Below are 11,766 nucleotides of genomic sequence, written 5' to 3' on the forward strand. Positions count from 1 at the left end.
CTCTTAAATCGCCAGGCCGAGGCGGTAATAAATCACGAGGTGATCCGGCGCCAGATAGGCCGGATAATGAAGTGGCGTGCCGACGGTGAACTGGCTGGAGTAGTAGCGTCCGGCGACAGTGAGGCCAGCAGAAGCGCCCCAAAGCGTCCCGGAAGCTTGCCGATCATCGCTGTCATTGCGCAACCAACCGCCATCCACGGCCGCGTTCAGGCTGACCTCACCCAGATAAGGGAGGCTGAACAGGGCGTAGTTCAGTTCGTTGCGAAGATAGCCCCCGTTGTCGCCGGAGAGGTATTGCTCTTTAAAGCCACGCACCGAGCTTTCACCGCCAATCGTTAAGCGCTCACTGCCGTAAAGCCGATCAGGTGACCATTGCCCGTAGGCGCTGGTTAACCACCAAATTTTTTGCGTCAGCGGGCGCTGAAAACTGCCGCTCAGGCTCCATTTTTTGAATTCAGCTTTTGGCACGTCGCCCCGCTTGCCGTTATCGTTTTCGGCCCCAAACCACGGCACACCGTGGCTGAATGACGGGTTCAGAGTGGCCACACCGCCGGCAATTTTCTGCGTATGGTTGAGACCGAATTGCAAACTGGTGAGCTTACGGCTGCTGCTGAGCAAGAGCGCATCGTTCAGGTAGTTGCGGCTGAGCCGATGAGTCAGCCCGACGGAAGCGGCGGTTTTTAAGTCCCCGTTTCGGTAAAGCACATGGGAGAGGTTCAGGCGGTGTGTTTCGGCCTGCCCGGTCGAACGCCACAGATAACCTCGGTTATTGAGAGTGGTGAGATAGTCGCTCCAGCTGTAGCTGTAATCGACCAGGCTATAGCCCCAGGGCACGCTGACGCCGGCCTGGAAGCTTTGCGCATCGTGGTCGCCGGCAAAATCGCTGCTGCGCCCGCCGCTGATAAACCATTTATCCGCCAGGCCTAGCGGATTATTGGCGGTCAGAGAGGCGGTGAGTTGCCCGGTGCCGGTGCTTTTTTGCCCGCTGTTATCAAACCCAGCGGCTGCGGAAAACGGAAATTCCGGCGTTGCCGTGAGATTGACAATGGATTCTCCGGCCTTTTCCCCCGGCAATATTTCAATTTGTACCGGCGTGGTGCGTAACCGGTTTATTTGCTCCATACCCTGCTCAATATCACGCAGGTTGAGGAGTTTTCCTTCCAGCCCAGGAAAAGCCGTTTTTAGCTGACGTGAAGGTGCACCTTCAATGCGAATGGCCTGTAGCCTGCCTTCCAGCACCGCAATATGCAGTGTTCCTGCAGAAAGATCCTGCTCGGTCAAAAATGCACGACTGGTGATATATCCTCGGCTGATATACCAGTCAGAAATATCCCGGGTCAGCTGATTAATTTTCGCCATGCCGAGGCATTGATTAATATATGGCGCACTTAATGTTTGACGATCCCGGACAGAAAGCAGCGTTGTATTTTCGATAGCAATCTGTTGAATGGTAAAGCAAGGGCCCTGCTCAGCTCCTGCCACGGGGCTTGCCAGCCGCGGCTGCAGGCTGCGCTGGATCTCTTCCCGCTGCTGTTGGTTTTGCAACAGTAAATCCTGCTGCTGCTGCTGGATACTGTCCCGGTCGGCAGGCGTCAGCGGCGCGGCATAGCTTAAGCCAGAGTAAAAAAGCGCGCACAAAAAGGCGGCCCTATAATAATGGCGCATAAAATAAGAGTCTATTTTTGTCATTCTTTTTAGTATGCCAGCGCAGCAATAAATAAGAAAAGTCTTAAATAAACATCCTATTAATATTGGTAGTTAATTTGCATTAAGTCCGATTATTTAATTTAGGATAGGGAATTAAATAAAAACCAACACATTGTTTTATAAGGAATGATCGTAACAACGAGTCACTGCGTAAATAATAATCCACCACAGCGAATAAAACCGATCATGAAATAAAAAAGGCCACGCATTCTCATGCGTGACCTTTTAAAAACGGGCAAAAAATTAATCCACGCTTGCGCCGCCGCTAATGCGGAACTTGATGTTCACGGTAATTCCCTGGCCGGGCCTACCGCTCTCATAGCGCCATTTCTTCATCGCCAGCTTCACTTCACGTTCGAACATGTTGGCCGGCTGGGCCGAAAGGATTTCGACGTTATTCACCCGACCATCGGCATCAACATCAAACTTAACCCGAACGTTGCCGTCCATACGTAATGCAAAAGCTCGCGCGGGGTACTGCGGCTCGCCACGGCTGATAGCGCGCGGCCCGGTATTCACCGTCTGTACTGGCGCTGCCGGGGCTGATTTTGCTGCCGGCGTCGGCACCGGTTGCACTGGCGCATTATTCTCAAAAGGAGAAGCCTGGCGAGGCTCGACCGGCTTCGCATCACGTTTCGGTTGCTCAACCTTTTTCACCGGCTTGGGCTTCGGTTTTGGCTTAGGTTCGGGCTTGTGAATGACAACTGGCGCCTCTTTCGGCGGCTCAGGTATCGGTTCTGGCTCTGGCTCCGGCTCTGGTTCCGCAACCGGCTGTGGCGGAGGCTGCACAACCTGAGGTTGCGGAGGTTCAAGGTCAGCAGGCGCAACCATCGTGACGCTGATCGGCTGCGATGGTGCTGGGGACTCAATAACCTGATGTACCGAGGTGTAGAGCAACCCGGCCACAACGGCACCATGAATCCCGACGGAGAGAAGAGTCGGCCACGGAAAGCGGCGAGGTAATTCCAGGGTCATTGACGTCATAATGGTTTCAGTGTCTTTCAGGAAAGGGCAATTTTAAATGCAAATAACAATCATATTCAACAACGCATTGCCCAAAGGCGCACTTTTTCCTGCTGTCTGCGCGAGTTTCCCGCTATTTTCTCAAGGATTTAACATCCTGTTTATCTTTCAATTGCAGTCTGCCCGCCGTTCACTTAACGTGGTTTGCAACCCAACATCAAGAAGGAAGAATGCCCGTGCTGTACGTCATTTATGCCCAAGATATTGCTGATTCGCTGGAAAAGCGCCTCTCCGTTCGCCCTGCCCACCTGGCTCGTCTACAGGTATTGCGCGACGAAGGTCGCCTGCTGACCGCAGGCCCAATGCCGGCAGTTGACAGCAACGATCCCGGCAGCGCCGGATTTACCGGCTCAACGGTAATTGCCGAATTTGCTTCTCTGGAAGAGGCGAAGGCCTGGGCTGATGCGGACCCGTATGTTGCCGCTGGCGTGTACGCTAAGGTTGAAGTAAAACCGTTTAAAAAAGTATTCTGATTTGCCCATCCGCGAGCCTGCAGCTAGCAGGCTCAGTAGCCTGTTAGGTTTCCGTCGCCTGTAAATGCTTTTGTCGGAAACTGTCCCGGTCCAGAGGCCGCGAGAAAAGATAGCCCTGCGCCAGCCTGACATTGTTATTGAACAGCATCTGCATTTGCGAAAAAGTTTCCACCCCTTCGGCAATAACATCCACTTCCCTTGCCTGTGCACACCGAACCATTCGCAGCGTTTCCTCACTGCACGTCGCCTTGAAACAGCTTCGATCGAGCTTAATGAAGTCCGTTTCCACCTGAGTCAACCTGTTCTGCAGTTGTTCAACGCTGTGAATATCGTCCCACGCCAGTAAAAAACCCGCCTCGCGAAGTTGAGCGGCATTTTCACGCCCGGCGTCGTCTAACATGATGCCGTTATCCGTGATTTCAAACACAATTCGCTGCGCGGGAACTGAACGCCGCTCAGCGAGGGTAATCACCCGTTCGGCAAAACCAACGTCATTCAGCTGCACGGGGGAAAGATTAAGATGCAATAAATAACTGCTGTTATGGGGCATGATGACGTCTGTCATATAGCTAAAAGCCGTGGTGATAATATGTTTGCCCAGCGAAACAATGCCCCCGTTTTCCTCCAGCCGGTTGATGAAGACGTCCGGGGCAACGAGCGCCCGACGATGCACGCCGCGAATCAGTATTTCGGTCCCGACGCATTTAAAACTGGAGGTATCAAAAATCGGCTGCAGCAACGACTCAAAAGCCAGGCTAAAGTTATTCTTCATCACGCGATTAACGATGAATTCTGCGCTTTTCTCCATGTAACAACTCCTTAGTGCAGGCTTAACTTAGCTGGTCGATATAACCACTTTATTTTTACCATTGGATTTTGCTTTGTAGAGCAGCTTGTCGGCTTTCTCAATGAGCCTTTCATAGTCCTCTCCCCGCCACGGGCAAAGGCCTCCGCTGAAAGTGACGGTTAATCCTTGTTCACGCCAGGTTTTATCTTCCACCCGCTTACGCCAGCTTTCCATAATCTCCATGGCTTTAACCTGGTTATCGGAGAAATATATAAATGCGATTTCTTCCCCGCCGTAGCGATAGAGCTTAGCGTGATCGTCCAGTAGCCCCATGCCCATATCGGCAATCACCTTTAAAACCGTATCACCAACAAGATGTCCATAACCATCATTTATTTTTTTAAAGTCATCAACATCAATAATAGCGAGACTAAAAGGTGCCTCTCGCGTTAATAAATAGTTAACGTCGTTGTCAAAACTTCGGCGATTAAGCAAGCCGGTCAGTCCATCCGTGAGCGAAGCATTTTTTGCATTCTTTATTTGCTGGCTGTTTTCGTTAATCTCACTTAAAATTTTCTTATCTACCCCATCCTTTAACTCAAGCCGGCCAAAACGCATCATCGAAACAATATCCACAATCATCGACTTTATCGACTGACGCATAAACAACCACAGCAATGAATAAATTGCCAGGCAGAAAGCGAAGGCTGCCAAAATAACCCAGACATAATACAATGTGTATTCATCTATTGCTTTATCCTCAACGGTGAACACAACAAACCAGTCGGGATTAGAAAATGAATAATAGTAGTAATGTTTGCCGGCGACTTTGTCATGAAATGAGCCCAGCCCGTTTGTCATTCTCTGGATTGCCGCCTGCGGGACAACCGGGGTACCTATTGCATCGCTGTCCGCATCCAGTACGGCTCGCCCCTGACGATCAATAATCGAGAAGTGCCCTTCACTTGGGCTCTCCAGCTGGCGCAGCACGTAGCTCATATTGGTAAGATTCAGATCCATGGCAAACACGCCATAGCGCTCACCTTTATCGTTATGCAAGAGTTTGGCTATTGTCACCACGGGTAATTTATCAACCGCATTGGCATAAATTTCCGAGTAATTAACAAAAGAGCTCTTCACGCTGAGACGTTCGTACCAGGTGCGGCCCGAAAGAATGTAATTACTATCGACATAGGATTTGGGGATGCTGTTATATCGACCATCACGCGTAGCAATAATATACCCAGAAATAGCGGGCAACATTGAGATTGATGTGGTGAGCTTTTTCTCCAACTCTTCATCTTCAGACTTAACCAGCGCCTCAACACAATCGTTGTCCAGTAAGATAGAATTTTGCCAGAGTGCATTCTCTAAAGTTTTTAGCTGCTGTTCCAGATAGAAGGTTGCGACATTATGAACAAAACCCTCGTTCTCTTCATTTAATGTCGTTTTCAGATGATTATAACTTACGTAGGCTATGATTGAGCTAAAAACAATTAGCACAGTAATAATAATAACAAACAGGAAATTTATTCTCCTGGCGTAAGAAAAATCCTTTTTTATTAAGTCATTGATCACTTATTTTGGCATCCTGGCGCGGTAAGAAAAATCCCGAGGATTATGCCGTCACTTTTTATTCAGATAATGATCGCGATCATTTTAAAAACAAACTTCCGCCCTTTGGAAATACAATTTCAGGGAAAAAGGAAGGTTTATTTCCCGAAAAAATTTATGGGCACCTCACGCGGTGCCCGAACCTTATGCCCAGCGATCGTGGATGGCAAACAGCAAAGAGTTGCGCTGCTGGTTGACCAGGCATTTACGAATGGCATGAATGCGCATATTGCGCCGTGACTGGCTTTCCAGCCAACGCGCCCTGCGCTTTTGCGTTTGACGCTGCATACGCCAACGCCCAACTTCCGTTCTGCTACGTCTCATGTCTACGACTCAACTTTCCAAAAAAAGACGCGTCATTATAGAACCTTCTGCCGGGCAAACCATCCGTTTTGCGTATACTTTTAGTGTTAAGCAATGAAAGTTCTGCGTACACTCTCAACTCTTCGGTTTCAAAAGGATTTTTAAGGCATGACAACCTTCTATACCGTGGTGAGCTGGCTGGTCATTCTCGGCTACTGGCTGCTTATCGCCGGCGTTACGCTGCGTATACTGATGAAACGCCGCGCCGTACCTTCGGCAATGGCCTGGCTGTTAATCATCTATATTCTGCCGCTGGTCGGGATTATTGCCTATCTCTCCGTAGGGGAACTGCACCTCGGCAAACGCCGGGCGGAGCGCGCTCGCGCCATGTGGCCTTCTACCGCTAAGTGGCTTAAGGATCTGAAAAGCTGCAAGCATATCTTTGCCTCAGAAACCAGCGAGGTTGCCAGCTCGCTGTTCCAGCTTTGCGAACGCCGCCAGGGCATTGCCGGCGTTAAGGGTAATCAGCTCCAGCTATTAACCAGTTCGGATGACACAATGCAGGCGCTAATCCGCGATATCCAACTGGCGCGACATAACATCGAGATGGTGTTTTATATCTGGCAACCCGGCGGGATGGCCGATCAGGTGGCCGAGTCCCTGATGGCCGCCGCACGACGCGGCATTCATTGCCGTTTGATGCTCGACTCAGCAGGCAGCGTCGCCTTCTTCCGCAGCCCCTGGGCCAATATGATGCGTAACGCAGGCATTGAGGTGGTAGAAGCGCTGAAGGTTAACCTCATGCGTGTCTTTCTGCGCCGCATGGACCTGCGCCAGCACCGCAAGATGGTGATGATCGATAACTATATTGCCTATACCGGCAGCATGAACATGGTTGACCCTCGTTTCTTCAAGCAGGATGCGAATGTGGGCCAGTGGGTCGATTTGATGGCACGTATGGAAGGTCCGGTCGCCACCGCAATGGGTATCGTTTACTCCTGCGACTGGGAGATAGAGACCGGGAAACGTATTCTCCCGCCGCCGCCGGATGAAAACATCATGCCGTTTGAAGAGGCCAGCGGTCACACCATCCATACCATTGCTTCAGGCCCAGGTTTCCCGGAAGATTTGATTCATCAGGCGTTGCTGACCTCCGTTTATGCGGCGCGTGAATACCTGATCATGACAACACCTTATTTCGTGCCAAGCGATGATTTGCTCCATGCAATTTGTACCGCAGCGCAGCGTGGCGTAGACGTGAGCATCATCGTGCCGCGCAAAAACGACTCTCTGCTGGTAGGCTGGGCAAGCCGCGCGTTCTTCACCGAACTGCTCGCCGCCGGCGTGAAAATTTACCAGTTTGAAGGCGGACTGCTGCACACCAAGAGCGTACTAGTCGATGGCCAGTTGAGCCTGGTTGGCACCGTTAACCTGGATATGCGCAGCCTGTGGCTGAATTTTGAGATTACGCTGGTCATTGATGATGAAGGTTTTGCCGGTGATTTAGCGGCGGTGCAGGACGACTATATCTCCCGCTCGCGGCTACTGGACGCGCATTTGTGGGTAAAACGCCCGCTCTGGCAGCGAATGGCCGAGCGACTGTTTTACTTCTTTAGTCCATTGCTGTAAAACGTGGCGCATCAGCACTCGATAAGTGGATGTAGAGATGGAAATGGATCTGAATAACCGCCTGACCGAAGACGAGACTTTAGAACAGGCGTACGATATTTTTCTCGAGCTGGCCGGCGATAACCTCGATCCTGCCGACATTATTCTTTTCAATCTGCAGTTCGAGGAGCGCGGCGGGGCCGAGCTGTTTGATCCGGCCGAAGACTGGCAGGAGCACGTCGATTTCGACCTGAACCCGGACTTCTTCGCGGAAGTCGTTATCGGGCTGGCGGATACCGACGGCGGCGAGCTGAACGATATCTTTGCTCGCGTCCTGTTGTGTCGTGAGAAGGATCACAAGCTGTGCCACATCCTGTGGCGTGAGTAATAATCCAGCGCGGCCCTCAGGCCGCGCTGTTACTTCTCATTGGGCGGGAGATGCTCCCCGCAAGTTTTGCAGTAATGCGCGTTGCTGGCATGATCCTGCTGATGACAGCGCACACACTCCCTCACCGACCGCCTTCTTTGCAAATCCTGCGACATCTGTGCCGTTAGAATCCCGGTAGGGATAGCTATCACTGAATAACCAATCAGAATCAGCAGCGAGGCAACAAAGCGGCCCAGCGCAGTGTGCGGCACAATGTCTCCGTAGCCGACGGTTGTCACCGTCACCACGGCCCAATAGACCGCTACGCCCAGGCTGGTGAAGCCGTTGGCCTTCCCTTCTATGCCGTACATCAGCGCCCCGGCGGCTACCATCACAATGGCAATAAAGGAGTAGAACAGGATCAGCTGATTGCTGGCGCCGATCAGGCTACGCCACAGGCTTTTGAGCGCGGGCATATAGCGCAGAAGTTTGAGAATGCGCAGCACGCGGATGGCGCGCATTGCTCGCCAGGCAAAATAGTAGTGAATGGCAAACTCTGGCCACAGCCACAGGACATACAGAGGCAGCATGGTCGCCAGGTCAATAATGCCCCAGAAGCTAAACACGTAGCGGATAGGCTGTGGCCAGCTGAGCACTCGCAGCAGATATTCGCAGGTGAACAGCAGCGTGAAGATGATTTCCAGCCAGATAAACAGCTGCCATTCGCCGTAGGTTAGCCGGGGATCGCTCCCGACGCTTGATTCGGTAAAAACAACGGCCACGCTGAGCAGCGCCAGCAGGCCGCAGAAGGCCTCGAAACGGCGCCCGGAACGGGTATTTTGATCAAACAGAAAGCGGTAAAGCAGCACACGAAGTGATGAAATGTTGCCTGGCACGGTGATCCTCGCAAAAAGAAAGGGCCAGCGCGGTGCTGGCCCCAGGCGAGATTATAGCGGGTCAACCTTCAGACAGGAAACCGCATGGCGGAAACTGCCTTCCAGCACCGGCCGCGTTTTTGCGCATTCCGGGCCGGCAATCGGGCAGCGGGTGCGGAACACGCAGCCAGAAGGCGGGTTGATTGGCGACGGGAGCTCCCCTTCCAGCAGCTGAATAGTTTTGTTCTTTTCCAGATCAGGATCGGGGATAGGCACCGCCGACATCAGCGCTTTGGTGTAAGGGTGCAGCGGGTTATGGTAAACCTCATCGTAGGTGCCCAGCTCCACCGCATGGCCCAGGTACATGACCAGCACGCGATCGGAGATATGCTTAACCACAGCGAGATCGTGGGCGATAAAGATTAACGACAGCCCCATCTCGCGCTGCAGCTTCTGCAGCAGGTTAACTACCTGGGCCTGAATCGACACGTCCAGCGCGGAGACCGGCTCATCACAGATGATGAGTTTGGGTTCCAGAATCAGCGCACGGGCAATACCGATACGCTGGCACTGACCGCCGGAGAACTCATGCGGATAGCGGTTCACCAGGTTTGGCAGCAGGCCTACTTTCATCATCATCGCCTTCACGCGATCGCGTACTTCCTGCTTCGGCATTTTGGGATGATAGGTCAGCAGCGGCTCGGCGATAATGTCGCCGATGTTCATGCGCGGGTTCAGAGAAGCCAGCGGATCCTGGAAAATCATCTGAATATCGCTGCGCACGTCGCGCCACTCTTCCGGCTTCATACCTAAAAGATCTTTACCCAGCCAGGCTACGCGGCCGTCGGTCGCTTTCACCAGGCCAATGATGGCGCGGGCAAAGGTCGATTTACCGCAGCCGGACTCGCCCACCACGCCGAGGGTTTCCCCTTCGTACAGGCGTAGCGTCACGCCATCAACGGCTTTCAGGGTTTTTGAAGGCTGCCAGAACCACTGTTTGCCGTCTTTGATGTCAAAATGCACCTTCAGGTCAGCGATTTCTAACAGAACTTTTCTCTCTTCTGCAACGGTGCTCATGCTAATTCCTCCACCGGTCTAAAGCAGGCACGCAGGCGGCCATCACCAAACTGCTCCAGTGGCGGAGCACTATTACACGCTTCCATCGCAAACTGGCAGCGAGGCTGGAACGGACAACCCTGCGGCAAGCGCAGCAGGTTCGGCGGGTTACCAGGGATGGTGAGCAGAGACTCCCCTTCCGCGTCCAGACGCGGCACCGCGTTCAGCAGGCCGATTGAGTACGGGTGCACCGGCTTGTAGAAGACGTCACGCGCGTTGCCGTATTCCATCGTGCGCCCGGCGTACATCACCAGAACTTTATCGCAGATCCCGGCCACTACGCCCAGGTCGTGGGTGATCATGATGATAGCCGTGTTGAACTCACGCTTGAGCTCATTCAGCAGCGTCATGATCTGCGCCTGAACGGTAACGTCCAGTGCGGTGGTGGGTTCGTCAGCAATCAGCAATTTTGGCCGGCACAGCAGCGCCATGGCAATCATCACGCGCTGGCGCATCCCGCCTGAGAACTCGTGCGGGAACATACGCATACGCTTACGCGCTTCCGGCATTTTTACCGCATCCAGCATCCGCACAGACTCTTCAAACGCTTCCGCTTTACCAAGTTTTTTGTGCAGCATCAGCACTTCCATCAGCTGATCGCCCACACGCATGTACGGGTTCAGTGAGGTCATAGGATCCTGGAAAATCATCGAGATTTGCTCGGCGCGCAGGCGGTTAAGCTGCGACTCCGGCAGGTTCAGGATCTCTTTGCCGTTAAATTTAGCGGAGCCGCCGATGCGGCCATTGGCCGCCAGCAGCCCCATCAGCGCAAAAGCAGTCTGGGATTTGCCCGAGCCGGACTCGCCGACGATGCCGAGTGTTTCACCGGCACGCAGGTTAAAGTTGAGATCGTTCACTGCCGTAACGTCACCGTCCGGCGTGCCGAAGGTCACGCGCAGATCTTTAACGTCGAGCAAGACCTCAGATTTATTCAGTGGAGCGGCCACCGGAGAGGTTTCAATTGTACTCATGGAGGTACTCCTTAACGATCTTTCGGGTCGAGGGCATCACGCAGGCCATCGCCGATAAAGTTAAAACAGAACAGCGTAATCACCAGGAAACCTGCCGGGAACAGCAGAAGCCACGGTGATACCTCCATGGAGTTTGCACCGTCGCTTAACAGCGCTCCCCAGCTGCTCAGAGGCTCCTGCGTGCCGAGGCCCAGGAAGCTCAGGAAAGATTCGAACAGAATCATGCTAGGCACCAGCAGCGAGGCGTAAACCACCACCACGCCGAGTACGTTCGGCACGATGTGACGCAGAACGATATTCATCGTGGAAACACCGCCTACGTGTGCCGCTTCGATGAACTCTTTGCGTTTCAGGCTCAGGGTCTGGCCGCGCACAATACGCGCCATATCCAGCCAGGACACCATGCCGATAGCCACGAAGATCAGCAGGATGTTTTGCCCGAAGAAGGTCACCAGCAAAATAACGAAGAACATGAACGGGAAGGAGTTCAGGATCTCCAGCAGACGCATCATCACGGAGTCAATTTTGCCCCCGAGATAACCAGCCAGACAGCCGTAGAGCGTTCCGACAACTACCGCCACCAGCGCCGCTGCCACGCCAACCATCAGGGAGATACGTCCCCCGATGGCGACACGCACCAGCAGGTCACGGCCTGACGAATCGGTGCCGAAGTAGTGACCGGATGCCATGTCTGGCGCCGCGGACATCATGCCCCAGTCGGTATCAAAGTAGGTAAACTGCGACAGAACTGGCGCAAAAGCTACGAACAGCGCAATCAAAGCCAGCACAAACAGGCTGGTGATCGCCGCGCGGTTATGAATAAAACGGCGACGCGCATCCTGCCACAGGCTACGGCCTTCAACTTCCAGTTTTTCACTGAAGTTTTCCAGCGCCTCGCTGTTTTTCTTAGTCAACATTATGG

The 11,766-nt window shown here is 53.0% G+C and carries 12 protein-coding genes; 4 read left to right on the forward strand and 8 right to left on the reverse strand.

All coding sequences use genetic code 11. From position 1 onward, the window contains the following. Positions 1-3: 3 nt before the first annotated feature. Both VW41_12370 and VW41_12375 read right to left on the reverse strand, forming a co-directional pair. On the reverse strand, positions 4-1,665 hold the full coding sequence (locus tag VW41_12370) for a peptide transporter (GenBank protein AJZ91952.1): 1,662 nt from the start codon (positions 1,663-1,665) through the stop codon (positions 4-6). Between the two features lie 285 nt (positions 1,666-1,950). Continuing rightward, positions 1,951-2,691, reverse strand: a complete 741-nt coding sequence (locus VW41_12375) for an energy transducer TonB (protein AJZ89772.1) — start codon at positions 2,689-2,691, stop codon at positions 1,951-1,953. Between the two features lie 215 nt (positions 2,692-2,906). Here VW41_12375 and VW41_12380 point away from each other — a divergent pair, with 215 nt between their 5' ends. After that, the gene (locus VW41_12380) at positions 2,907-3,203 is read left to right on the forward strand and encodes a hypothetical protein (GenBank protein ID AJZ91953.1); all 297 of its coding nucleotides are present in this window, start codon (positions 2,907-2,909) and stop codon (positions 3,201-3,203) included. 43 nt (positions 3,204-3,246) lie between these two features. Here VW41_12380 and VW41_12385 read toward each other — a convergent pair whose 3' ends face one another. Together VW41_12385 and VW41_12390 are read right to left on the reverse strand one after the other, a co-directional pair. Beyond that, positions 3,247-4,011, reverse strand: coding sequence for a diguanylate phosphodiesterase (locus VW41_12385; GenBank protein AJZ89773.1), 765 nt, complete (start codon positions 4,009-4,011; stop codon positions 3,247-3,249). 27 nt (positions 4,012-4,038) lie between these two features. Then, positions 4,039-5,568: a diguanylate cyclase gene (locus VW41_12390; protein ID AJZ89774.1), complete on the reverse strand. Its 1,530-nt coding sequence runs from the start codon at positions 5,566-5,568 to the stop codon at positions 4,039-4,041. 42 nt (positions 5,569-5,610) lie between these two features. Between VW41_12390 and VW41_12395 the strand changes: the two genes are divergently transcribed. The 3 genes from VW41_12395 to VW41_12405 all read left to right on the forward strand — a co-directional run bounded on the left by VW41_12395 (position 5,611) and on the right by VW41_12405 (position 7,903). Continuing rightward, positions 5,611-5,844, forward strand: a complete 234-nt coding sequence (locus tag VW41_12395; GenBank protein ID AJZ89775.1) for a hypothetical protein — start codon at positions 5,611-5,613, stop codon at positions 5,842-5,844. A 231-nt stretch (positions 5,845-6,075) separates the two neighbouring features. Beyond that, the gene (cls, locus tag VW41_12400) at positions 6,076-7,536 is read left to right on the forward strand and encodes a cardiolipin synthetase (GenBank protein ID AJZ89776.1); all 1,461 of its coding nucleotides are present in this window, start codon (positions 6,076-6,078) and stop codon (positions 7,534-7,536) included. Positions 7,537-7,579: 43 nt separating this feature from the next. Continuing rightward, a complete protein-coding gene (locus VW41_12405; protein ID AJZ91954.1) occupies positions 7,580-7,903 on the forward strand; it encodes a dsDNA-mimic protein in 324 nt (107 codons plus the stop codon). Positions 7,904-7,932: 29 nt separating this feature from the next. Here the strand turns inward: VW41_12405 and VW41_12410 are convergent, their stop codons facing one another. From VW41_12410 to VW41_12425, 4 genes are read right to left on the reverse strand one after another with little or no spacing between them, the layout of a single operon-like run. Beyond that, positions 7,933-8,778, reverse strand: coding sequence for a transporter (locus VW41_12410; GenBank protein ID AJZ89777.1), 846 nt, complete (start codon positions 8,776-8,778; stop codon positions 7,933-7,935). A gap of 51 nt (positions 8,779-8,829) precedes the next feature. Beyond that, positions 8,830-9,834, reverse strand: a complete 1,005-nt coding sequence (locus VW41_12415; protein ID AJZ89778.1) for a peptide ABC transporter ATP-binding protein — start codon at positions 9,832-9,834, stop codon at positions 8,830-8,832. Next, entirely contained in the window at positions 9,831-10,844 is a 1,014-nt protein-coding gene (gene oppD, locus VW41_12420) for an oligopeptide transporter ATP-binding component (protein AJZ89779.1), read from the reverse strand. Before oppD ends, VW41_12415 begins: the two co-directional genes overlap by 4 nt. Positions 10,845-10,855: 11 nt before the next feature. Further along, a complete protein-coding gene (locus VW41_12425) occupies positions 10,856-11,764 on the reverse strand; it encodes a peptide ABC transporter permease (protein ID AJZ91955.1) in 909 nt (302 codons plus the stop codon). Positions 11,765-11,766: the final 2 nt, after the last annotated feature.

The organism is Klebsiella michiganensis, from assembly GCA_000963575.1.
Classification (GTDB): Bacteria; Pseudomonadota; Gammaproteobacteria; order Enterobacterales; family Enterobacteriaceae; genus Cedecea; species Cedecea michiganensis_A.